22 protein-coding genes are annotated in these 22,030 nt (G+C 59.3%); 11 read left to right on the top strand and 11 right to left on the bottom strand.

Annotation, left to right across the window (positions count from 1 at the left end; genetic code table 11):
- Positions 1 to 72: 72 nt before the first annotated feature.
- A complete protein-coding gene (locus BLO49_RS10290; RefSeq protein WP_090647951.1) occupies positions 73 to 1,362 on the bottom strand; it encodes a peptidoglycan-binding domain-containing protein in 1,290 nt (429 codons plus the stop codon).
- 234 nt (positions 1,363 to 1,596) lie between these two features.
- On the opposite strand from BLO49_RS10290, the gene purB reads away from it, so the two are divergent.
- Positions 1,597 to 2,898 carry an adenylosuccinate lyase gene (gene purB, locus BLO49_RS10285; protein WP_090647948.1) on the top strand — a complete coding sequence of 434 codons (1,302 nt, stop codon included), beginning with the start codon at positions 1,597 to 1,599 and terminating at the stop codon, positions 2,896 to 2,898.
- Positions 2,899 to 3,078: 180 nt separating this feature from the next.
- The gene (locus BLO49_RS10280) at positions 3,079 to 3,759 is read left to right on the top strand and encodes a 2OG-Fe(II) oxygenase family protein (RefSeq protein WP_090647945.1); all 681 of its coding nucleotides are present in this window, start codon (positions 3,079 to 3,081) and stop codon (positions 3,757 to 3,759) included.
- Here the strand turns inward: BLO49_RS10280 and BLO49_RS10275 are convergent, their stop codons facing one another.
- A complete protein-coding gene (locus tag BLO49_RS10275) occupies positions 3,760 to 3,939 on the bottom strand; it encodes a hypothetical protein (RefSeq protein ID WP_139159665.1) in 180 nt (59 codons plus the stop codon).
- 20 nt (positions 3,940 to 3,959) lie between these two features.
- Positions 3,960 to 4,280 (bottom strand): DUF1476 domain-containing protein, encoded by a 321-nt coding sequence (locus BLO49_RS10270; protein ID WP_090647940.1) that lies wholly within the window; start codon positions 4,278 to 4,280, stop codon positions 3,960 to 3,962.
- Positions 4,281 to 4,578: 298 nt separating this feature from the next.
- Here BLO49_RS10270 and purC point away from each other — a divergent pair, with 298 nt between their 5' ends.
- Genes purC through purQ form a run of 3 tightly spaced genes read left to right on the top strand, consistent with a single transcriptional unit; the run spans position 4,579 to position 6,258 of the window.
- Positions 4,579 to 5,340: a phosphoribosylaminoimidazolesuccinocarboxamide synthase gene (purC, locus tag BLO49_RS10265; RefSeq protein WP_090647937.1), complete on the top strand. Its 762-nt coding sequence runs from the start codon at positions 4,579 to 4,581 to the stop codon at positions 5,338 to 5,340.
- Positions 5,340 to 5,579: a phosphoribosylformylglycinamidine synthase subunit PurS gene (gene purS / locus BLO49_RS10260; protein WP_090647935.1), complete on the top strand. Its 240-nt coding sequence runs from the start codon at positions 5,340 to 5,342 to the stop codon at positions 5,577 to 5,579. The genes purC and purS overlap by 1 nt, the downstream gene beginning before the upstream one ends.
- A 1-nt stretch (position 5,580) precedes the next feature.
- Complete coding sequence (gene purQ, locus BLO49_RS10255; RefSeq protein WP_090647932.1) at positions 5,581 to 6,258, top strand: phosphoribosylformylglycinamidine synthase subunit PurQ; 678 nt, start codon at positions 5,581 to 5,583, stop codon at positions 6,256 to 6,258.
- A 12-nt stretch (positions 6,259 to 6,270) separates the two neighbouring features.
- Here purQ and BLO49_RS10250 read toward each other — a convergent pair whose 3' ends face one another.
- Together BLO49_RS10250 and BLO49_RS10245 are read right to left on the bottom strand one after the other, a co-directional pair.
- Positions 6,271 to 6,549 (bottom strand): DUF4242 domain-containing protein, encoded by a 279-nt coding sequence (locus BLO49_RS10250; RefSeq protein WP_245678975.1) that lies wholly within the window; start codon positions 6,547 to 6,549, stop codon positions 6,271 to 6,273.
- 187 nt (positions 6,550 to 6,736) lie between these two features.
- A complete protein-coding gene (locus BLO49_RS10245; RefSeq protein ID WP_090647931.1) occupies positions 6,737 to 7,582 on the bottom strand; it encodes a hypothetical protein in 846 nt (281 codons plus the stop codon).
- A gap of 103 nt (positions 7,583 to 7,685) precedes the next feature.
- Here BLO49_RS10245 and purL point away from each other — a divergent pair, with 103 nt between their 5' ends.
- From purL to BLO49_RS10225, 4 genes are all read left to right on the top strand, one after another.
- Complete coding sequence (gene purL, locus BLO49_RS10240; RefSeq protein ID WP_090647928.1) at positions 7,686 to 9,905, top strand: phosphoribosylformylglycinamidine synthase subunit PurL; 2,220 nt, start codon at positions 7,686 to 7,688, stop codon at positions 9,903 to 9,905.
- Positions 9,906 to 10,150: 245 nt separating this feature from the next.
- Positions 10,151 to 11,062: an aldo-keto reductase family protein gene (locus tag BLO49_RS10235; RefSeq protein ID WP_090647926.1), complete on the top strand. Its 912-nt coding sequence runs from the start codon at positions 10,151 to 10,153 to the stop codon at positions 11,060 to 11,062.
- A gap of 72 nt (positions 11,063 to 11,134) precedes the next feature.
- Positions 11,135 to 11,470: a Grx4 family monothiol glutaredoxin gene (grxD, locus tag BLO49_RS10230; protein ID WP_090647923.1), complete on the top strand. Its 336-nt coding sequence runs from the start codon at positions 11,135 to 11,137 to the stop codon at positions 11,468 to 11,470.
- A 59-nt stretch (positions 11,471 to 11,529) separates the two neighbouring features.
- Positions 11,530 to 13,125, top strand: coding sequence for a tetratricopeptide repeat protein (locus BLO49_RS10225; protein WP_170828292.1), 1,596 nt, complete (start codon positions 11,530 to 11,532; stop codon positions 13,123 to 13,125).
- A gap of 55 nt (positions 13,126 to 13,180) precedes the next feature.
- Here the strand turns inward: BLO49_RS10225 and rpsD are convergent, their stop codons facing one another.
- Positions 13,181 to 13,798 carry a 30S ribosomal protein S4 gene (gene rpsD / locus BLO49_RS10220; RefSeq protein ID WP_090647917.1) on the bottom strand — a complete coding sequence of 206 codons (618 nt, stop codon included), beginning with the start codon at positions 13,796 to 13,798 and terminating at the stop codon, positions 13,181 to 13,183.
- A gap of 245 nt (positions 13,799 to 14,043) precedes the next feature.
- Between rpsD and BLO49_RS10215 the strand changes: the two genes are divergently transcribed.
- Positions 14,044 to 16,023, top strand: coding sequence for a ferritin-like domain-containing protein (locus BLO49_RS10215; protein ID WP_090647914.1), 1,980 nt, complete (start codon positions 14,044 to 14,046; stop codon positions 16,021 to 16,023).
- 90 nt (positions 16,024 to 16,113) lie between these two features.
- Positions 16,114 to 18,195 carry a methyl-accepting chemotaxis protein gene (locus BLO49_RS10210; protein WP_090647911.1) on the top strand — a complete coding sequence of 694 codons (2,082 nt, stop codon included), beginning with the start codon at positions 16,114 to 16,116 and terminating at the stop codon, positions 18,193 to 18,195.
- Here the strand turns inward: BLO49_RS10210 and BLO49_RS10205 are convergent, their stop codons facing one another.
- From BLO49_RS10205 to BLO49_RS10185, 5 genes are all read right to left on the bottom strand, one after another.
- Positions 18,196 to 19,473, bottom strand: a complete 1,278-nt coding sequence (locus BLO49_RS10205) for a hemolysin family protein (protein ID WP_170828291.1) — start codon at positions 19,471 to 19,473, stop codon at positions 18,196 to 18,198.
- 337 nt (positions 19,474 to 19,810) lie between these two features.
- Positions 19,811 to 20,377, bottom strand: a complete 567-nt coding sequence (locus tag BLO49_RS10200) for a hypothetical protein (protein WP_139159664.1) — start codon at positions 20,375 to 20,377, stop codon at positions 19,811 to 19,813.
- A 108-nt stretch (positions 20,378 to 20,485) separates the two neighbouring features.
- The gene (locus BLO49_RS10195) at positions 20,486 to 21,073 is read right to left on the bottom strand and encodes a hypothetical protein (RefSeq protein WP_139159663.1); all 588 of its coding nucleotides are present in this window, start codon (positions 21,071 to 21,073) and stop codon (positions 20,486 to 20,488) included.
- Positions 21,074 to 21,281: 208 nt separating this feature from the next.
- The gene (locus tag BLO49_RS10190) at positions 21,282 to 21,581 is read right to left on the bottom strand and encodes a type II toxin-antitoxin system RelE/ParE family toxin (protein WP_220083722.1); all 300 of its coding nucleotides are present in this window, start codon (positions 21,579 to 21,581) and stop codon (positions 21,282 to 21,284) included.
- Positions 21,574 to 21,840: a type II toxin-antitoxin system ParD family antitoxin gene (locus BLO49_RS10185; protein WP_090647900.1), complete on the bottom strand. Its 267-nt coding sequence runs from the start codon at positions 21,838 to 21,840 to the stop codon at positions 21,574 to 21,576. Before BLO49_RS10185 ends, BLO49_RS10190 begins: the two co-directional genes overlap by 8 nt.
- Positions 21,841 to 22,030 lie beyond the last annotated feature (190 nt).

Raw genomic sequence — 22,030 nt, 5'->3', positions numbered from 1 at the left:
TTTCAGAGCTTAGACATGGAAATGGCGCGTTTTGAACCCCAAAACGCGCCATTCGCCCCTTTTTTGTATTATTTAATTTCGATTGAGCGGCACCAAAGGCACGCCCAGCATCTGTACGGCTTCCACCGAAGGCTGGCCCTGCGGCAGACCATTATCCGCCTGGAACTTCTGCATGGCGCTGACCGTCTGGCGGCCCAACTGGCCATCGATCGGGCCGGGGTTGTAGCCCTTGGCGGCCAGGGCGCGCTGGACCTCCATGATCTTGGCTTGCGAAGTGTTCTTGCCACAGATCACCTCACGCCACACCGACTGCGGCGCCCCGACGACGCGTTCGCGCGTCACGTCATCATAAACGGCCGGAACGGTATAGGTTTCGGTACGCGCTTCCTGCATCACCTTGCGGATGCGGCGCTGTTCCATCACAGCCGGAATGACCACCTGCTCATAGCGCTCCGGCCGGTCGATCACCGTCCGGCGCACCTGGCGCGTCTCGGCCGGAATCTCGATGCGGCGCACGCTGGCCGGCGCGACCTCAACGCGGTAGCTGCGATCTTCATAGACGCCCGGCACCACTTTCAGACACCAGATCGAGGGATCGCGCTCGTAATAGGCGTCTTCCGGCGTGCCTTCCGCATATTTGCCCGGCCAACTCAGGCTGCCATCGGCGCGATAATCAACCGGCTGATGATCGCCGGCGGTCACCATCGGGGCATCGGTCGGGATGCCATCGGTGCGCACCCATTCGCGGCGCGCATCCCGCACCATCACATGTTCGGTACGCATCTCGTATTGCGCCGGAATGCGTTCCTCGCGGAAGCTGGCCGGACGCACGACCTCGGTCACTGTCTCGACATGGGTGACGGCCGGGATCAGGCGGCGCTCGACGCGTTCGGGCCGGACCATGACGTCTTCATCGACCATATCGACAACCTCCGGGATGCGGCGGGTCTCCACACGCTCCGGCGACACCATGACATGCTCGACATAGCGTTCGGTCTTCGGCGGCATCAGCAGCCGCGAGAAACACTGGCCGGGAATGGCGTGCTTGCGCAGTTCTTCCGGCACCTGCTCCCATTCGGGCGAGCCGACCGGGCCGCTGGGGCAGGCCACCGGCACCGCTTCGCTCATGGTGATGATCTGTCCGATATCGCCTTGCGCCGGCTCCGCGGCGCTGGTGCCGGTCTGGATGACCGTGACGGTCCGCTCAGCCGTGACGCGCGACGCCTGGTCGAACTGTTTCGATACCGGGCTAACGGTCGGCTTATGCGCCGGCTTGTGCGTATGCGCCATGACCGGCATGGCCATACCGATGCCGGCCACCACCAGACAGGCCACACCCGTTTTCAGAAAAAGCTTACGCACAGCAGCACCCTCAAGTTTCTCAGATTCGCAATCAGCCCGAAAATTAACCCTTTATAAACCCCTGCGCCAAGTCCGCACACCCGCAACGCGTAAATTAACCGTGTTTGGCTGGCGTATCAGACGCCTGCTGTTTATGCCCTGCGGATGCTTTTGGGCTTGACATTGCCGCCCCATATTCCCATTGCCACCCCACAATAATTCAAGACCATCGTTTCAAGCCCAAAGGTATCGCCCATGATCTCCCGTTATGCCCGCAAGGAAGCCGCCGCCATCTGGGATGCGGCGATGAAGTACAAGATCTGGTTCGAGATCGAAGCCCACGCCGCCACCAAGATGGCCGAACTCGGCGTCATCCCGACAGAGGCCGCCGAAACTCTTTGGGCCAAGGGCAAGGACGCGCAGTTCGATGCCGACCGCATCGACGAGATCGAGCGCACCGTGAAGCACGACGTCATCGCGTTTCTTACTCACGTATCGGAAATCGTCGGCCCGGAAGCGCGCTTCCTGCACCAGGGCATGACCTCGTCGGACGTGCTCGACACCTGCTTTGCAGTGCAGTTGCAAAAGTCGGCTGACCTGCTGATCGAGGATGTCGATTTCGTCCTGGCCGCGCTGAAAAAACGCGCGATGGAGCACAAGCTGACCCCCACTGTCGGCCGCTCGCACGGCATCCACGCCGAGCCGGTAACCTTCGGCCTCAAGCTGGCCGGCTATTATGCCGAATTTACCCGCGCCCGTAAGCGCCTTGTGGTGGCCCGTGAGGAAATCTCGACCTGCGCCATCTCCGGCGCCGTCGGCACCTTCGCCAATGTCTCGCCGGAAGTCGAAGCCTACGTCGCCGAAAAGATGGGTCTGGAAATCGAGCCAGTCTCGACCCAGGTCATCCCGCGCGACCGCCACGCCGCCTTCTTCGCCGCCCTAGGTGTTGTCGCCTCGTCGGTCGAGCGCCTGGCCACCGAGATCCGCCACCTGCAACGCACCGAAGTCCTGGAAGTCGAGGAATTCTTCTCCGCTGGCCAGAAGGGCTCGTCGGCCATGCCGCACAAACGCAACCCGGTCCTGACCGAAAACCTGACCGGCCTCGCCCGTCTCGTCCGCTCGGCCGTGGTGCCGGCCATGGAAAACGTCGCCCTGTGGCACGAACGCGATATCTCGCACTCTTCCGTCGAGCGCGGCATCGCGCCGGATGCCACCATCCACCTCGATTTCGCCCTGCGCCGCCTGGCCAATGTGGTCGATAACCTGCTGATCTATCCGGAAAACATGCAGAAGAATATCGACCGTCTCGGCGGCCTAGTGCACAGCCAGCGCGTCATGCTGGCCATGACCCAGAAGGGCATGTCGCGCGAGGATAGTTACGCGGCCGTCCAGCGCAACGCCATGAAGGTGTGGCGCGGCGAAGGCAATTTCCTCGATTTCCTGGCCGCCGATGAAGACGTGTCGAAGTTCTTCACCCGCTCGCAACTGGAGCCGTTCTTCAATCTCGATTACCACACCAAACACGTCGATACGATTTTCGCCCGCGTGTTTGGGTAAGCTTAAAGAGGCCCCCTCCGTCGCGGACTGCGCCGCGCCACCTCCCCCGCTTCGCCCAAGGGCTTGCAAGGGAGGAGAAATCCCCCCCCTCCTCCCCTGTAGCGCAGCGTACGGGGGAGGTGTCGCGCAAGGCCGAAGGCCGCGTCGAGACGGAGGGGACCACCCACGCGAGATCATCCCATGCCCACCCTGCTCACCGATCAGTACGATATCAAAGGTTATGAAAGCCGCTTCACCGGCAAGGGCCGTATTCGTCTTGAAGGGGCTTTGCCCGAAGACCACGCCCAGCGCGTCCACCACGCACTCGAACAGCAGACGCCCTGGGATCTCCAGATCGTCACCAAAGACGGCAAGCCGGCCATCCTGTCGCGTGCCGAACTGGAAACCCTGTCGCCGGAAATCATCCAGACCCGTTTGCAGGATGCCGCCGAACGCGCCCAGACCGGCCTCTCCTACCTGCGCCTCGGCCTCGACCTGATCGAAGCCGACACCATCGCTCTGGCGCCATTTGCTAATCTGCTGAAATCGGAAGCCTTCGCGGCCTTCTGCGGCCGGCTTACCGGCCTGTCAGGGCTCGAACTGGCCTCGCTCGACGCCGTCTGCTACCGCAATGGCGATTTCTTCACTCAGCATACCGATAACTCAGCCCGCCTGTGCTTTGAATGGAACTTCACCCAGGGCTGGCGTTCGGACTGGGGCGGCCAGATGCTGTTCCATTCGCCATCGGGCGATATCGAAGGCGGGATCATGCCGCGCTTCAACGATCTGTCGCTCTGTGCCGGCGATCAGCCGCGTTCCATTGCCAGCGTCGCCCCCTATGCCGGCGGCCCACGTTTCTCAATTACCGGAAGGTTCGGCTAATCAGTTCCCGCCTGTTGGTGGCGGCGGCGGCGGTGCGTCGACCGGCTGGGTATCCAGCGGCGGCGGGGGTGGCGGCGCGCCAATCGGCTGGGTATCGAGACCCGGCGACGGTTCAACCGTGGCGCAAGCCGTCAAAGCAGCAAAACCGATGATCATGAACGCTGTAACAACCTTTTTCATAATCATCGCCTTCTAAATGATCAGCTTTTCAACGCTTCTCTGGCCTGGGCCAGGAATTCCGCCGCCTTGGTGCGGACTTCGGCTTCACGCACGGCAATATTGGAGGCCGTCAGGTCACCCAGAACCTTGCGAATCACGTCTTCTTCCGAGGGTTGCTCGCCATTGGCGCGGACCACGGCGGCGGCATAGTTTTCCGCCGTCTTGCCGGTCAGGCCCATCTTTTCGGCGCCCCACAGGGCCATCATGCGGTTGCGGGCCGCAGCGGCCTGAAATTCAAAAGCCTCACTCCCCTGTAGCGGGGGTTCGTTGGATTCGGCAGGCTGGGTATCGGACATCGGCATAGAGTAGAAAACCTTTCAGGTATAACCGGTTCTAGTTCCCCTTTCGTGCTGACGCAACTACATCTGACAGATAACCACCAGATTCTTAGCCGCAGGCAGACCGGACCGGTTAAAAAAGACACGAAATGTCCGTGTCCGCCCTATACAGAACGGACATTTTTGTTTATTTGCGGCGCGAAAGCGCGTCCTTTAGGATGCCGCCCGATATTCCCGCCTTCGAGCTGTCTCCCGAAACGCCTCGCAAGGCCCCGCCTTCCCGGCGCGACCGCCGTTTTGGACATTCCGACTGGAACACAAGATGACCACCAAAAACCGCAAGAAAATCTACGAAGGCAAGGCCAAGATCCTGTATGAAGGCCCCGAGCCCGGCACGCTCGTCCAGTATTTCAAGGACGACGCCACCGCCTTCAACGGCGAAAAGAAGGCCCAGCTCGAAGGCAAGGGCGTCATCAATAATCGCATCAGCGAATTTGTGATGACCAAGCTGACCAATATCGGCGTCCAGAACCACTTTATCAAGCGCCTGAACCTGCGCGAGCAACTGATCCGCGAAGTCGAGATCGTGCCGCTGGAAGTCGTCTGCCGCAATGTGGTGGCGGGCTCGATGGCCAAGCGCTTCGGCCTGCCGGAAGGCCAGCAACTGCCGCGCTCGATCATCGAATTCTACTACAAGAACGACGCGCTCAATGACCCGCTGGTCACCGAGGAGCACATCACGGCGTTCAACTGGGCCAATACCCAGGAAATCGACGACATCCTGGCCACCACCCTGCGCGTCAACGACTTCCTGTCGGGCATGTTCGCCGCGGTCGGCATCACCCTCGTCGATTTCAAGATCGAATATGGCCGCCTGTTCGAAGGCGACTTCTCACGCGTCATCCTGGCCGACGAAGTCAGCCCGGATTCGTGCCGCCTGTGGGATTCGACCTCGGGCGAGAAGCTCGACAAGGACCGCTTCCGCCGCGACATGGGCAATGTGATCGAGAGCTATACCGAGGTCGCCAAGCGTCTCGGCATCATGGGCGACATGCCAAAAGTGATTGAAGGCGGAGTGCAGTAATGAAAGCCAAGGTTCATGTGTATCTGAAGCCCGGCGTGCTCGATGTCCAAGGCAAGGCCGTCGAAGGCGCCCTGCATGGTCTTGGCTGGGGCGGCGTTTCCAACGTTCGCGTCGGCAAGCTGCTTGAGTTCGACATGGATGGCGCGGATGCCGAAGCCGCCAAGGGTGAGCTAAAGGCCATGTGCGAAAAGCTCCTGGCAAATACGGTCATCGAATCCTACAAGGTTGAGGTCGCGTAACATGGCACTCAAGGCAGCGGTTCTCGTATTCCCCGGTTCCAACTGCGACCGCGACTGCAAGACCGCCGTTGAGACGACCGTCAACGGCAAGGTCGACATGGTGTGGCATGAAGAGAGCACCCTGCCCTCCGGCCTCGACCTGATCGTCATTCCCGGCGGCTTCTCCTACGGCGATTACCTGCGCTGCGGCGCCATGGCCTCGCTGTCGCCGGTCATGCAGGCGGTCAAGGCCGAGGCCGAGCGCGGCGTGTCGGTTCTGGGCATCTGCAATGGCTTCCAGATTCTGTGCGAAGCCGGGATGCTGCCGGGCGCCCTGCTGCGCAATGCCGCCCTGAAATATGTCTGCAAGCCGATCGAACTGAAGATCGAAAACCGCAACACCCGCTTCACCAATGCCTATGGCAATGCCCAGACGGTGTGGATGACCCAGGGCAATGGCGACGGCAACTTCTTCGCCGAGCCGGACGTGCTGAAGGACATCGAAGACAACAACCAGGTCGTCTTCCGCTACGTTGAAAACCCCAACGGGTCTGTCAATGACATCGCCGGCATCATCAACAAGCAAGGCAATGTGCTGGGCATGATGCCGCACCCCGACCGCGCCTTCGAAGACGCGCTGGGTTCCGCCGACGGCGCACCGCTGTTCCAGAGCCTGGTCAACGCCCTCCAGACGGCTTAAGTCGTCAGAGTCCTATCCCACAGCCGTCATCGGATCGATGCGGCTGTGGATTTCGGTCACCTTATTCGCCGGAAAACCGCTTATGCGGGCGTGTTCCTGTACGGCTTCCGGGCTCTCTGCAAGATAGATGCAGAAGGTCTTGTCGTCGGCCACGAAGGACTCGACCCACTGCACCCTGCCGCCCAGCTTGGCCAGAGCATCATTGGAGGTGCAGGCGGCGGCTTGCAGCCCTTCACCGTCCAGCTTGCCGACACCGGGGATATCGCGTTCGATCACATAGCGTTTCATCATGGCGGGCTTTCCTTCGCTGGAAAACTGTACGCGACGATTTGACCGGCCGTCGCTTACCCGTACGCTGACTAACCGACGTGAAACCTACGCCTGCGCAGGGCTTTTGGCAATTCCGCGCCCCGGATACGTTTTTCGTTACGCAAATGACTATTCCAGCGCAATGCGGCAGCTCCTCTAAACCGCCTCGTCATACGAGATGAACAACCTCGAAGTCTGCACCTTTCAAACCGTGGCTGACGAATATGTTCCGAACTCTGGGAGATACCAGTATCTGCCTTTGCGGATGAATTACTCCGCTGCGCCTTCCAATATATTGTCGAGTTTGGCCCACATCCTTCCCGCAATATGAGGCAGCGAATACCGAGAGTTCAGACAATAGGTTCAGACCAATTGTATCCCCTAAAGGGCACACGTATTTCTCGTCATCCGCTTTCAACCCAAATATTTTGTCGCCAACCAAGGTTTGCGGCGCAATATCGACCTCAGACGACGACATTTGCCACTCGGACCAACCGCAAAAGTCTGTGTCTTTGCGTTTTTTCCTATGCAAAGGCTTGAATATTGCATCCGAGATGCCCGCACTTGTGAACACGTCAACAAGACGCTGACTTACAATAATTTCGCCCGATATACTCATGGCAATATCAGAGGTTTTCGGCAGCCGGGTAAGACTTAAATACAAGTCTCCGTCAATGCATGCGCCTGCCCCGCAATGTGGACAGGCATAAGTTTCATCGTAAACCGTGCCACATCGATCTCCTTCAGGGGCTACCCGCGCCCTGGGAATAAGATGGAAAAGCTTGGCGTTTTGGATTTCGTCCTTGGTGTAATGCCGCCTCTGCCCCCAACTGAAAAACAGATACTTATTTTCCCTTTGAAGTTGTTCGCTGATTTTTTTTATTTTTGCGAATTTCGCATCACCCGAAACGGCCTTGATTGGCACGGCACTTTTCTCTGAAATTTTGACATCAACCTCTGGCGCTAAGAGGTTCAGGTATTCAGTCAGAATATGAAATACGTAATTTTCCTTCATGTGCTGTCCCTAAAACCCTGCGCTTTCTAAATGCTTCATGCTTTGTCATATTCCAATAGGATTTCGGCTGACATCCGCCTCTGAATCCCCTATATGCGCAGCCATGAGCACAGCAGCCCCCGCCCCCGCAAAAACCATGGCCGAAAAGGCCCTCGAATATGGCCTCAAGGCAGACGAATATCAGGTCATCCTGGATCGTCTCGGCCGTGAACCGAACGACGTCGAACTGGGCGTCTACTCGGTTATGTGGTCGGAGCACTGCTCCTACAAGTCCTCGCGCCTGCATCTGCGGAAGTTCCCGGTGACCGGCCCGCGCGTCATCTGCGGCCCTGGCGAAAATGCCGGCGTCATCGATATCGATGACGACCAGGCATGTATCTTCAAGATGGAATCGCATAACCACCCGTCCTTCATCGAGCCCTACCAGGGCGCGGCGACCGGCGTGGGCGGCATCATGCGCGACGTCTTCACCATGGGCGCCCGCCCGGTGGCCCTGCTGAACGCCCTGCGCTTCGGCGAGCCCGGCCACCCCAAGACCCGCCGCCTCGTCGAAGGCGTTGTGTCCGGCATCGGCGGCTATGGCAACTGCGTCGGCGTGCCGACCGTGGCCGGCGAGACCAATTTCCACGCCGGCTATAACGGCAACATCCTGGTCAACGCCATGTGCGTCGGCCTGGCCGATGCCGACAAGATCTTCTATTCCGCCGCGCCTGAGCCCGGCCTGCCGGTCGTTTACTTCGGCTCGAAGACCGGCCGCGACGGCATCCATGGCGCCACCATGGCCTCCGTCGAATTTTCCGAGGATTCGGAAGAAAAGCGCCCGACCGTTCAGGTCGGCGATCCCTTCGCCGAAAAGCTGTTGATCGAAGCCACGCTCGAATTGATGGCCTCCGGCGCAGTCGCTGCCATCCAGGACATGGGCGCCGCCGGCCTCACTTCCAGTTCCGTGGAAATGGCCGGCAAGGGCGGCCTCGGCATCACGCTCGACCTCGACAAGGTGCCGCAGCGCGAAACCAACATGACGGCCTACGAAATGATGCTCTCGGAATCGCAGGAGCGGATGCTGGCCATCCTGAAACCCGGCCGCGAGGAAGACGGCTACCGCATCTTCAAGAAGTGGGGTCTCGATGCCGCCGTGATCGGCGAGACCAACACCTCCGGCCATATCGTGCTGAAGCACAAGGGCGAGGTCGTCTGCGACCTGCCCCTGGCCCCTCTCTCCGACGATGCGCCGCTCTATGACCGTCCGTGGGTAGAGCCGGCGCAGGAACCGGAACTGACCGAAGCCGACGTGCCCGTGACGCATGATCTGAACGATGCCCTGCTCAAGATCATTTCCTGCCCGGATGAAGCGTCCAAGCGCTGGCTGTGGGAACAGTATGACCGTCACGTCATGGCCGATACCCTGGCTGACTCATCGACCGGCCACGACGCCGGCATGGTCCGCGTCCACGGCACGAAGAAGGCCCTGGCCGTCACCTCGGACTGCACTCCGCGCTATGTCCAGGCCAACCCCTATGAAGGCGGCAAGCAGGCCGTGGCCGAGGCCTGGCGCAACCTGACCGCCGTCGGCGCCGAGCCGATCGCCATCACCGACAACCTCAATTTCGGCAGCCCGGAAAAGCCCGAGACCATGGGCCAGATCGTCCGCGCCATCGACGGCATGGCCGAAGCCTGCCGCGAACTGTCCTTCCCGGTCGTTTCCGGCAACGTCTCGCTGTACAACGAGACCAACGGCGTCTCGATCCCGCCCACGCCGACTGTCGGCGCGGTCGGCCTGATCAAGGACTACGACCAGCGCGTCGGCTTCAACAAGGTCCAGCCGGGCCAGGTCATCATTCTGATCGGTGAAACCAAAGGCGAAATGGGCTCGTCGCTCTATCTGCGTGAAGTCTTCGGCATCGAGGCGGGTGCGCCGCCAAAGGTCGACCTGGCTTGCGAAAAGAACAACGGCACCCTGGTGCGCCGCCTGATAAAGTCCGGCGTCGCCAAGGGCGTCCACGACCTCTCCGATGGCGGGCTACTGTCGGCGGCGGTCGATGTCGTTCTGGCATCAAAGGTTGGCCTGCAACTGAAGAACCCGACCGAACTGGCCGATCATGTCTTCGGTTTCGCCGAAGACCAGGCACGCTACCTGATCGCCGTCGATGAAGCCTCAGCCCACCTCGTCATCGCCCAGGCGGCAGAGGCCGATGTCCATGCCGCCGTTATCGGTGTCGCCGGCGGCACCGACCTCAGCTATACGGGTCTATCCTTAGGCATCGAGGCCCTGCGCAAGGCCCACGAAGACTGGCTGCCGAACTATATGGCCGGCAAGGCCTAAACGATCCACCCGCCCGATAGAAGACCGCCCCGCTCAAAGCTGGGCGGCCTTTTTTGTGTGTGAGATCGTGACCAGAGCACGATTTCAATAACAGGCTTAAATCTCTCTTAACCGGTTTGCGGCCTAGTCTGAAACGACACGAATCCTGTTGTTTTCAGCGTATATCTGCAACCGGCTAACCAGGGGCGGCCTGACATGACCATGACGATGCCCGCGGTCCGGCCCGCGGACAGGAGACCGTAGCCATGCGTTACCGTCCCTTCGGCCGTTCCGGACTGGCGCTTTCCACCATTGGCCTGCGGCTGAAATCCGAACTTCTGGACCGTAACACGGTCCTGATGCAGAAGCTGATCATCACAGCGCTGGAAAACGGCATCAATACTTACCATTTCGACAGTCTAGATCCGGCCTTTCTGCGGGTCGCCGCCGACGCCTTTTCCGTGGTTGATCGCAAATTGCTGTTCATTTCGGCAAATGCGCATGAGCCCTTCCAAACGAGCGATCCGGTTGCCTATGCCCTGGCGCCCCTGAAGGAACGTCTGCGCGGCGCCATAAAGGACTCTGGCCTGCAATGGCTCGACCTGCTCTATTTTGGCCAGCCGGGTGCCGGCCGCCTGCCAGATGACAGCCTGAACTTCCTCTACAGCCTGCAAAAGTCGAAAATGCTGCGCTTTCTGGGCGGGATGGGAGAGACGGACGATCTGTCGGAATTGATCGCTTCCGGGCTCTACAGTGTTATCCAGACCAGTTTCGACATCGATTCAAGCTGGGACAAGCGCCGCAAAATCGATGACGCCGTGGTACGCGACATGAACGTCATCGCCACCGATTTCTACCCGGCCACCTATCGCAAGGCATCTGACGTCGTGCCAAAGGAAGCCCGCCGCGGCTTTTTCGGCGGCAAGGCGAAGAACCCGCTGGCTGGCGCCGGCACCCATGCCTTCCTGCACCAGACGCCCGACTGGACACCGGAAGAACTATGCCTGGGGTACGCGCTTTCCCAGCCCAGCATGTCGTGCATCCTGATCGATGCAGAGAGCCCCGAACACCTGGAAGCCCTGGCCGAGGTGCCGGAACGCCACCTGCCCTCCTCGGTGCCGGCCCAGATAGAGATGGCCCGCTTCAACGAACGTGCCCATAAACTGGCGGGCGGTTAATTTCGCTCGCGGCTCTTTATTTGCAGGTACGCTTCGCCTATATGCCATCTAGTCATTTCAGGAGAGCGTACCGTGAGCGCAGAGTCAGACGTCAATACCTTCATCGACACCACCATCAAGGGGCACGACATTGTCCTGTTCATGAAGGGCACGCCCGACCAGCCGCGTTGCGGCTTCTCCTCGCTCGTCGTGCAGGTGCTCGATCATCTGGGCGCACAGTATATCGGGGTCGACGTACTCCAGGACAACGACCTGCGCGAAGGCATCAAGGTCTATTCCGACTGGCCGACCATACCGCAGCTCTACATCAAGGGGGAATTTATCGGCGGCGCCGATATCGTACGCGAAATGTTCCAGTCCGGCGAACTGAAGACGGCCCTGGCCGGTCAGGGTCTGATAGAAGCTTAAGCCCTCCCTTTTCAACCCCCGGTTTTTATCCTATCGTCGGATAAAATCGGGGGATGATCATGAAATTTATTAAATTGTTTAGCGCGGCGCTGGCTGTTGCAGCGTCTTTATCGGCTTCAGGCGCTCAGGCGGTTGGATGGGGTATCGCCGAATCCGAGCATTTCATCATCTACAGTGATGCGAGCGTCAAGGATACGCGCGCCTATGCCAGCAAGCTCGAAAATTTTTATCTGGTCACCGGCGCCTTCTATGATCAGATGAGCGACTCGGTTTTGCCGGCCTATCAGAAAACACGATTGAATTATTTCAACGACATATCGGAATTTCGAGTTGTGCGGCCGGATCTCGATGGTCATGCCTTTACGCCTTCCCTCTATTGCACCGAAGGCACCCAGTATTTCTCCACAGCCGACGCCCAGAGCAACAACAACCTGTATGGCCAGGGCCTGCTCGATCCGGATATAGACCTCAACCTGGCCTATATGTTCTTTGCCTATAATGACCACGTTCTGCATGAGCGTTTCGCCAAGCTGCCGTCGTGGGTCAGGAGCGGCTTGAACTGGTACTTCATGACCGCCGTCTTCAAGGACGGAGAAATATTCATTGGCAAGCCGCCTCCTAATATCGCCATGTCGTTCACGGCCTTCGGCACGGATGACCTGACGTACAGGAAGAACTTCACGCCCTACGCCGACCGCATTGCCGGCAAGGCCGTTCCGCCAGGTAAGGCGGATATGGTGGCGCTCCAGAACTGGGTGATGGTATCGTACCTGATGAGCGACCCGACACGTCGTGAAAAGCTGGTGGCCTATCTGCGTCTGGTCGAAAGCGGGATGGATTCGCTTGAAGCCTACAATAAAACCATTGCGATTGAACCCGAAAGCTACGGCGACATTCTAAAGACCTATGTCAAGTCAGGTGTTACCTACCAGAAATACAAGGTCAGTTCCCTGAGCGATGCGGCCGTCACTATAAGCGACCTGCCAAATTACAATTACAATGTCCCGCTCATCGATGCAGCGCTGCAAACCTGCCCGAAAAAGGACGACGGCCTCAGGCTTCTTTCCACCATGCACAAGGTAGCGCCGCAGTTTCCCGATGACAGCCTGTCACAGATGGCCCTGGCGCGAGCCGAAGTCCGTTTTGGCGATCCGGAGGCGGCCCTGCCATATCTAACGCAGAGACTGGCGGCCAATCCAAAAGACATAGACGCGCAGTTTCTTCTGGGACGGCTGTATATCGCACTCGCCGAACATGGCCCGGAAGAGAAGCGCACTCAAAACTATGCCAGTGCCCGGCGCGAACTCGGCAAGGCTTACCAGTTGAATCCGTCGTCGGCGCCTACCCTGTATTTTTATGCACGGGCCTTCGCGGACAAGCCGGATTATCCGAACGAAAATACAATGAATGCCTTACTGCTGGCACAGGACTATTCCGGTGGCAGCTACGACATGTACGAAGCCGAACTGGATCTTCGCAAGGGAGACTATGGGGCCGCGCAGACAATCGTCGATAAAGCTCTGACCCTCGTGACCAAGGAAACGAACAAGGACTGCGTAAAAATTCTCAATGATCTGCATGACAGCCTGGCGGCGCGCAAGCCCAAGGCGGATATTCTGCCGCTGTTCGCCAGATACACCAGCACCGACGAATAAACAAAAACCCCGGAAGATCGCTCTTCCGGGGTTTAATTCTATATCGTCGCTCGGATTACGAGGAGTAATATTCGACGATCAGGTTCGGTTCCATCTTGACCGGGTACGGCACTTCGGCCAGTTCCGGCATACGGACGAAGCGGGCCTTCATGCCCTTGGCGTCCAGTTCGATATAGTCCGGCACGTCGCGCTCGGGCGATTGCAGGGCTTCGAGAACCAGGGCCATGTTGCGCGAACGCTCACGGACTTCGATCACGTCATCCGCCTTCACGCGGTAGGAAGCGATGTTGACGCGCTTGCCGTTCACCAGGACGTGGCCGTGGTTGACGAACTGACGGGCCGCCCAGACGGTCGGCACGAACTTGGCGCGGTAGACGACGGCGTCCAGGCGCGATTCCAGCAGGCCCACCAGGTTTTCCGAGGTGTTGCCCTTGCGGCGATCGGCCTCTTCGTAGGTGCGCAGGAACTGCTTTTCGGTGATGTTACCGTAGTAACCCTTCAGCTTCTGCTTGGCGCGGAGCTGGGTGCCGAAGTCGGAGATCTTCGACTTGCGGCGCTGACCGTGCTGGCCGGGGCCATAGGAGCGCTTGTTGACGGGGGACTTGGGACGGCCCCACAGGTTTTCACCCATGACGCGGTCGAGTTTGTACTTGGCGCTGTGGCGCTTCGACATATCGTACCTTCGATATCTAACCCTGACCGGCTTCCCGCGAGAGTGCGAAAGGCGATTGCAACGGCGGCTCAGGATCAACCCGTAATAAGCCCCTGGCCAGTGGCCGGGACTTGAAGTGGCGGCTTATGTCGGAAAGGTGAGCGGGAGTCAAGCGCCATAAGGCGTTTTAATCGCAATCAAGGCTTGCGCCCGACCGCTCGGCAGACTTAACTGATCCGCCCTTACATCCAAGACGGGAGCTATCCATGCCGGCAGATACCTCCGTTTCCGAGCCCATCATCGATGTCCGCACCCGCGAGGAACTGATCTTCCTGCTGGCCGAGGCGGCGGAGATCGAGCACAACCTGATGTGCTGCTACCTCTTCGCGGCATTCTCCCTGAAAACCGAAGCCGATGGCCTGACGCCTGAACAGGCGAAAGTGGTGGCCGGCTGGCGGCGCGACATCATTGCCATTGCCATCGAGGAAATGGGCCACCTGGCCCTGGTCGCCAATATCACCATAGCGGTCGGCGGCACACCGCATTTCGGCCGGCCGAACTTCCCCATCGCCGCCGGTTATCATCCCTCGGGCGTGGTGGTCGAACTGCACCCCTTCAACAAATCGACGCTCGATCACTTCATCTATCTCGAACGGCCCGAAGGCGAAACCCGGCCCGATGGCGCCGGTTTCGAGGCCGTCAAGCAGTCCTATGACCGCAATATGGATGGCGATCGCCTGATGCCGAACGGTCAGGACTATGCCACGGTCGGCCATGTCTATCGCGGAATCCGCAAGGGACTGGCCGATCTCAGCGCGCGGCTGGGCGAGGAAAACCTGTTCATCGGCGACATGTCGCTCCAGGTCGGCCCCGACCTGACGCCCCTGCCCGGCCTGAAGATTGTCAAATGCCTGAAGACGGCCCTGGCGGCCTGCGACACCATTGTCGACCAGGGCGAAGGCGCCGCCGGAGAAAACGCGCGCTCGCACTATAACCGCTTCATGGCCATGTGTGACGCCTATCACCAGATGGAGGCCGCCGATCCGACATTTACACCGGCCCGTCCGGTGGCGAAGAATCCACTGATGCGCAAGGGCCCTGAACGCAGCCGTGCCGTGTGGGTCGATGCGCCGGAAGCCGCGGCGGTGATGGACCTGGCCAACGCCATCTATAACGTCATGCTCCGCGCCCTCTCCCAGGGCTTTGCCGACAACGATCCGGTGCGCAAGCGCGCCTTCATCGACGTCTCGATCGACGGCATGTATGCCCTGTCGCCCGTGGCCGAACACCTGACCCGCCTGAAGGCGTCGACCACTGTGCCGGATGTCACCGCCGGTATGAGCTTCGCCACCCTGCGCGACGTGACGCCCCTGCCCGATGGCAAGCCTTCGCTGCGCTTTATCGCCGAACGGCTGGAAGAACTTTCCGAAGGCGCCCGTAAGGCGCTGCACAGCGAACTGGCCGAAGGGACCGCCAGCCGGCTGGCAACGCTGGCGAAGAAATTGCGCGATATCCATGCCCCGACACCGAAGGAAAAAACCGTCATGGCTGAACCACAACCCGGAAAAGCCGAAACAAAGGGGTATGAGAACGGCCAGGCACCGGCAGTAGAATATGCCGAGGGCCAGGATGTGATCATTGAATTCGAGGCGAAGCGCTGCATCCACGCCCGCTTCTGCGTGCTGCAACAGCCCGGCGTCTTCAAGGCCAATGTGGTGGGGCCGTGGATAGCCCCCGATGATGCCGACTGCGCCGACAACCTGGTGGCCACGGCGCAGAACTGCCCCTCCGGCGCGATCCAGTATAAACGCAAGGACGGACGACCACAGGAACTGCCGCCTTTGGTCAATCTGATCCAGGTGCGCGAAAATGGCCCCAATGCCTTCCGCGGCGAGTTGGTGCTCGATGGCCAGCCGATCGGCTACCGCGCCACGCTTTGCCGGTGCGGCCGCTCGAAGAACAAGCCTTTTTGCGACCAGTCTCACAAGGAGGGCGACGGTCCCTTCCTGGCCACGGGCGAACCGGAAACCGGCGATGTCACGGCGCTGGAAGTGCGCGATGGCCCCGTCAATATCAATCCGCAGAAGAACGGCCCTTTGCGCATTTCCGGCAATCTGGAAGTGCTGAGCGGCACGGGCCGCACCATCCGCAAGGCCCAGGCGCTTCAGCTTTGCCGCTGCGGGCATTCCGGCAACAAGCCCTATTGTGACGGCAGCCATGCCCGTGTCGGCTTCGTCAGTGAGTAGACATGCGCGAAATGGCTATGGTTAATCTTTAAGCAACCGATTCTGTCCACAGTTTGGCCCTGACCATGTGTATCAGTTCAGGGGTTGTCTATGCTGTCTCGCTCTCTGCCGGTGAAAATCGCGCTGATTTCCGCCGCCGCGCTCGCGCTCGTTTTTGGCACCAGCAGTTTCATATTATCGCAGGGCACCAGCCACAGCCTTACCAGCCAGACCGACGCGCTCCAGGCTGATGTGGCCGAAAAGGAAGCCAATACGGTCCGTAACCGGCTCGACCAGGCCGCCACCGTCGCCGATGATATCGCCGCCAGTGCCCTGGCGATCAAATCGACCGGCCTTACTGAACGCAGCGCCCAGGACGCCCTATTGAAATCCCTGCTGGAAAAGCACCCGGACATCCTCGGCACCTATACGGCCTGGGAGCCCAATGCGCTGGACGGCAAGGACGCCCAGTTCGCCGGCACACCCGGTCATGATGCCTCCGGCCGCTACGTCCCCTACTGGAACCGCGGCACCGGCAGCGTGATCCGTGAAATCCTGCTCGATTATGACAAGCCCGGCGCCGGCGATTATTATTTGCGCCCGAAAAACGAAGGCCGGGCCGTCGCCATGGAGCCTTACGTCTACCCGATCGCCGGCAAGGACGTGCTGATGACCTCCTTCACGCGTCCGCTGACCATAGACGGCCAGTTTGTCGGCATCGCCGGGGTGGATGTCGATCTCGGCTCGCTCAATACCGAACTGGGCGCCATCAAGCCCTTCGATACCGGTCTCGTGGCCCTGATTTCCAAGGGCGGACTGGTCGTCAGCTATCCGAACGCCAAGGCCGCGGGCAAGGCGATCAAGGATTTCGACGCGGGCACCGCCGAAGCCGCCGCCAAGGCCATCGCTTCCAACAAGACCGTGAAGTTCGATGCCAAGGGGCCTGACGGCAAGCCGTGGCGCTATCTCGCCTCGCCGATCGCCGCCGCCGGAACCGCGGATACATGGGCCGTCGTCGTGCAAGTGCCGGTCGCCACGCTGAATGCCCAGGTCGATCACAATAACCGTTTCATGCTGGGCATTTCGCTGCTGTGCATCCTCGTCTCGGCCGCGCTCATCTTCTTCGTCCTCTATTCACTGGTCGGCAAGCCGCTCAACAGCCTCAAGGGCAGCTTTGACCGCATGGCCGGCGGCGACCACAATGCCGACGTGCCGGAAGCCCGGCGCATCGATGAAATCGGCCTGATCGGCAAGGCGGTCATGGCCTTCCGCGAAGGTCTGCGCACCAAGGCCCACGCCGAATCCGAGGCCGAAATCGCCCGCCAGGCGCAAAGCGAACGCGAACGCCACGAAGCCATGAGCGCGCTCGCCGCCGAATTCGAGCGTTCGGTCGGCTCCATCGTCCAGGCGGTCGGGGAAGCCTCCGGCGAAATGAAGACCTCCGCTGAGGCGCTGAACGCCATCGCCTCGCGCACCTCCGGCCAGACCACCTCCATCGCCTCGGCCACCGAACAGGCCGCCACCAATGTCCGCACCGTGGCCGCCGCCTCGGAAGAACTGTCGAGCTCGATCCACGAGATCACCTCGAAGGCGCAGATGTCCTCCACCATCGCCCAGCAGGCGGTGGAGCAGGCTAACCTCTCCGACGCCCGTATCCGCGACCTGGAAGCCGCCGCCGGCAAGGTCGGCGAAGTGGTCAACCTGATCCAGGCCATTGCCCAGCAGACCAACCTGCTGGCGCTCAACGCCACCATCGAAGCCGCCCGCGCCGGTGACGCCGGCAAGGGTTTCGCCGTGGTCGCCACCGAAGTGAAAACACTCGCCGCCCAGACAGCCAAGGCGACCGAGGACATCAGTTCGCACATCGGCACCATCCAGTCGGCCACCAGCGGTACGGTCGAGGCCATCCAGTCGATCCGCGCCACCATCGACGAAATGAACCAGATCGCCCAGGCCATTACCATCAACATGGAGCAGCAGGGCGCGGCCACCGCCGATATCGCTCGCAATGTCCACGAAGCGGCGCAAGGCACGGATGAGGTCGCCAGCCACGTTCACGCCATGGCCGAGGCCACCCAGGAAACCGGTCACGCCTCCAACCTGGCGCTCGATACGGCGTCGCGGCTGGTCGAGCAATCGGCCCAGATGCGCGAACAGATCACGCAGTTTGTGGCGCAGGTTCGGGCCGGCTGATCAAGGATTGTGGAACAGGAGCTTGTCGATGCGGCGTTCGTCCATATCGACAATCTCGACCTTGAAGCGGCCCAGTGTGACGATCTCGCCCTCCTTCGGGAAGCGACCGAGCTTATGCAGGATCAAGCCGGCGACGGTATGGTAGCCGGCACCGGTCTCGAAATCCTCACCGATGGCGTCACCCAGTTCGACCAGATCGGCGCGGCCATCGACCAGGAAGGAGCCATCCTCGCGGCGCACGATCATCAGGCGGCCGTCGTCATGGGTCTCGTTAAGGTCGCCGGCGATCATTTCCAACAGGTCGGTGGGCGTCAACACGCCCTCGAACCCGCCATACTCGTTGATCACGAAGGCCATGTGCAGGCGCGATTCCTTGAAGCGTTCCAGCGCCACCAGCAATGAGGTGGTGACGGGAATATAGATCGGTTCCTGCACCATGGCGCCGAGGTCAAGCGGCTTATCGGCCAGCAGGGCGTCGGCGATATCGCGCTTGTGTGCCACGCCGACCGGCTCTTCCATGTCCTGGCCGCGCACCACGACAAAGCGCGAATAAGGGCAATCGCGGATCTGGCTGATGACATCGGCCTCATCGATCGACACGCGATAGACCTCCGTGCGCGGCGTCATGGCCACGCGGACGGTGCGGTCGCCGAGGCGCATGACTTCGGTCATCATCTGCTTTTCACCGGGCTCGATCAGGCCGGCGCCCATGCCTTCGGCCAGAGTGGTTTCGACCTCTTCCTGGGTGATGGCCTCGCCTTTTTCATCACGAATGCCCATCAGCTTGAGCACCAGAGAGGTCGAGCCGGTCAAAAGGCTGACGAACGGCCCCAATATGACCGACATCAGGTTCAGCGGCCGCGCCACCACGCCGGCGATGCGTTCCGGAAACAGCATGGCCAGGCGCTTGGGTACCAGTTCGCCGACGATCAGCGACAGATAGGTCAGGACGACCACGACAATGCCGGTGGAGATGGCTTCGGAATAAGGTGTCAGGAAAGGAATGGGATTGATCAGCTTGTCAAGTTCACCGGCCACGGTGGCCTGGCCATAGGCGCCGGCCAGAATGCCGATCAGGGTAATGCCGACCTGGACGGCGGAAAGGAAGCGATTGGGGTCGTTAGCCAGTTTGAGCGCTTCGGCGGCGCCTCTGTCGCCGCGCTCGGCACGGCTTTGCAATTTGGGACGTTTGGAAGAAACCACGGCCAGTTCGGACATGGAAAAGATGCCGTTCAGCACCACGAGGAGCAGGACAACAGCACCAGCAAAGAGCAACATTGGAAAGGGAATCCGAACGAGACCTTATGCGGTCACGGATTCAGGCTAACGGGGTTGGCCATTATAAGCAATGGATACCCTTTGACATCTGCGTGAAGGCAGGCAGGGAAGTTTTATCCGCAGATTACGCAGATTACGCAGATTACGCAGATTACGCAGATTTTTCAGCGTGAAACGGTTTGCTTTTGAGTATAGGCATGGCCGCAAAAGACTGGCGCTTCGCGCCGAAAACACTCGATCGGACGACATTGAACGGCACCAATAAAGCGCTAAAAAATCTGCGTAATCTGCGGATCACTTCTTAAAGTTGACCCAGAGCGCCAAATGTCGGTCCGTCCTAAGGTGGGCCGCGAAACGGCGGGCGCGGAACCTGCGCTGATTTCGCCGCTGCGCGCTTTTGCAAAGCCAGTTCGGCGCCGGCCGCCTCGAAAGCTTCGGTCATGTCTGTGTAGGTGACCTTCTGCCAGGACGGCGGGCTATTCAGCGGTATTTCCGCCGACTTCTCCGGCGTGGCGGTGGTTTGCGGAACGACCGGCGCCTTAGCCGCAGCCTTTGTGGCATTCGCGGCGGCCTCCCACCATTGCCCCAGATCGCGGCGGCGTTCCTCGCTCCATTTCAGCGTGCTGGCCAGGGACACCTGCGCCTTGATCGCGGCCACCTCATGGGTGGCGCGCTCGGCGTCAACCTTGCGCGGCTCCGTTGTCTGGCGTTCGGCACGGTCACAGCGGCTGTAGATGCGCTCGATCATGGCCGCGGTTCGCACGGCCTTCTCGACGCCCGGCAGGTCTTCGGGATCGTCCATGGCCGTGACCTTCAGCAGCATCCGGTCGGCAAAGGCGCGCAGGAGCTTGCGCCGCTCTTCGGGGGAAAGGTGTTCCTGTGCTGTACGGTTATCCTGAGACATACGAATAGGATGCACCGGGAATTTGGCAGGGGGATAGATTTGGGCGATCGGGCTACGGCACATTACGCAATGACGTCATGTCACTGTAATTCGACAGTAATTCGTAATTCAATGCCACCATAATTCAATAGTGGGAAAATATCTGTTTAGAATTGTACAATTCGATAACATGCCTTCACCCCCTGTCAGGTAAGCGTGGATGCTCTGATTTCCGGCGGAATCAAATATTACGAACTCGCGAATACCTATCCTTTCGTCAAAGGTAAACTTGCTTAAGACTTTATTGCCCTTAGATGCTTCGATTTCAAAGTTTAAATCGTTGTATCTCGCCATTTTTTTGAAAGGTTCTTTAGCTTGCAAACGGCGGTATAGTACTCCGTTTTCGCGGTACTCGTGTCCCTTGGGTATGATAAACCTATAAGCGGGCATGTTCGTGACGGCAAACTCGCAGCGTTTAAAATTCTCTTGAACGATGAAAGCTGGTTGCCCAGGGTTTTCAGCCGAAAATGAAAGTAATTTTTCTACTGATGGCTCACCATCTGATGTAGAAGTAATGCTCTGATGAGCATAGTCAATTACCATCAGGGGACCACCAAAATCGTAAACACCAAAAGGCAGGTGCTCTGTTGATTTCGACCAAGCAAATAGCAATGTTGCCGCCACAACAAAAAAGACTGTTAAAACGATATTTTTCATTGGGTAATGAACCTCCCCCATTATCATATGGCGTCCGATGAATTACGGCACAATATATATCAAATTAGGAACTATTCGCGCTACATCAAGGTCAAAATAAACTGCATTGAAATTAATACTATAACATTTCAACAGCCATCAGCGTCATCGCCGTAATTCCCCCGCAAATCCGTCTTCGCAACTTGGTACAAACGTTTCGGAAAGCGTTCTAAATATCAGTGAGCCTAATTGAATCGATGTCTCGCGCGCTATTCAAAACGCGGACCAGTTCAATGCCGCCCTCAATCGGTCGGTAATAGAGCATATATGCCTTTACCGGCAGGCTTCTGATCTGAGGTGCCAATTCTGGTCGCAGGCGCCCCATAAGAGGTTGCTCTGCCAGCATCAGGGCCTTCTCAAGCAAGTGGTCGATCCAGCGGTCTGCGGCGGCCACATTATCCTGAGCGATATAGAACCAGATATCATCGAGGTCCTTTATCGCCTGCGGAGACCGGAAAATCTTACCCACGCCTCTCGGCCTTGCGGAGGCGTTCACGGCCCCGGCGTTTGATATCCTCGACATCCAGTTCTTCGGGCGGGCCGCTTTCCAGCCCCACAGCTATGTCCTGACGCAAGGCTTCGATCTGGGCGAATTGCAGGCGATCCCGTGCCTCCATCAGACGAAGGGCATCACGAATGACCTCAGAGACGTTGTTATATAGGCCACCGGCGACCTTCTGGCGCACCATGTCTTCGAGTTTGGGCGTGAGGTTTACGTTCAGCGTCATAGCGAAATCCTGGAGAATGACGCAAAGGTAAGTCCGAACGCCATTGTTGTCAAATATTGACAATAATGGAATTACGATGACACAATATCAATTGCATAAATATTCTAAGCAAGAAACCCCACCACCCCGCCGCAAGTGCGGCGCGGTCCCCCTCCCCAACAAGTTGGGGAGGTAAAAGCAAATTAAGTCT

The organism is Asticcacaulis taihuensis, assembly GCF_900100255.1.
GTDB classification, from domain to species: Bacteria; Pseudomonadota; Alphaproteobacteria; order Caulobacterales; family Caulobacteraceae; genus Asticcacaulis; species Asticcacaulis taihuensis.
This window is presented reverse-complemented; position numbering and strand designations above follow the sequence as displayed.

Bases quoted from the DNA above. Each gene is read 5' to 3' on its own strand.
- BLO49_RS10275 (WP_139159665.1), bottom strand. From the start codon at position 3,939: ATGAAAAAGGTTGTTACAGCGTTCATGATCATCGGTTTTGCTGCTTTG.
- BLO49_RS10250 (WP_245678975.1), bottom strand. From the start codon at position 6,549: ATGATGAAACGCTATGTGATCGAACGCGATATCCCCGGTGTCGGCAAG.
- purS (WP_090647935.1), top strand. From the start codon at position 5,340: ATGAAAGCCAAGGTTCATGTGTATCTGAAGCCCGGCGTGCTCGATGTC.
- BLO49_RS10225 (WP_170828292.1), top strand. From the start codon at position 11,530: ATGAAATTTATTAAATTGTTTAGCGCGGCGCTGGCTGTTGCAGCGTCT.
- BLO49_RS10235 (WP_090647926.1), top strand. From the start codon at position 10,151: ATGCGTTACCGTCCCTTCGGCCGTTCCGGACTGGCGCTTTCCACCATT.
- purQ (WP_090647932.1), top strand. From the start codon at position 5,581: ATGGCACTCAAGGCAGCGGTTCTCGTATTCCCCGGTTCCAACTGCGAC.
- BLO49_RS10215 (WP_090647914.1), top strand. From the start codon at position 14,044: ATGCCGGCAGATACCTCCGTTTCCGAGCCCATCATCGATGTCCGCACC.
- purC (WP_090647937.1), top strand. From the start codon at position 4,579: ATGACCACCAAAAACCGCAAGAAAATCTACGAAGGCAAGGCCAAGATC.
- BLO49_RS10270 (WP_090647940.1), bottom strand. From the start codon at position 4,280: ATGCCGATGTCCGATACCCAGCCTGCCGAATCCAACGAACCCCCGCTA.
- purB (WP_090647948.1), top strand. From the start codon at position 1,597: ATGATCTCCCGTTATGCCCGCAAGGAAGCCGCCGCCATCTGGGATGCG.
- BLO49_RS10245 (WP_090647931.1), bottom strand. From the start codon at position 7,582: ATGAAGGAAAATTACGTATTTCATATTCTGACTGAATACCTGAACCTC.
- BLO49_RS10205 (WP_170828291.1), bottom strand. From the start codon at position 19,473: ATGTTGCTCTTTGCTGGTGCTGTTGTCCTGCTCCTCGTGGTGCTGAAC.
- purL (WP_090647928.1), top strand. From the start codon at position 7,686: ATGAGCACAGCAGCCCCCGCCCCCGCAAAAACCATGGCCGAAAAGGCC.
- BLO49_RS10185 (WP_090647900.1), bottom strand. From the start codon at position 21,840: ATGACGCTGAACGTAAACCTCACGCCCAAACTCGAAGACATGGTGCGC.
- BLO49_RS10195 (WP_139159663.1), bottom strand. From the start codon at position 21,073: ATGAAAAATATCGTTTTAACAGTCTTTTTTGTTGTGGCGGCAACATTG.
- BLO49_RS10210 (WP_090647911.1), top strand. From the start codon at position 16,114: ATGCTGTCTCGCTCTCTGCCGGTGAAAATCGCGCTGATTTCCGCCGCC.
- rpsD (WP_090647917.1), bottom strand. From the start codon at position 13,798: ATGTCGAAGCGCCACAGCGCCAAGTACAAACTCGACCGCGTCATGGGT.
- BLO49_RS10280 (WP_090647945.1), top strand. From the start codon at position 3,079: ATGCCCACCCTGCTCACCGATCAGTACGATATCAAAGGTTATGAAAGC.
- BLO49_RS10200 (WP_139159664.1), bottom strand. From the start codon at position 20,377: ATGTCTCAGGATAACCGTACAGCACAGGAACACCTTTCCCCCGAAGAG.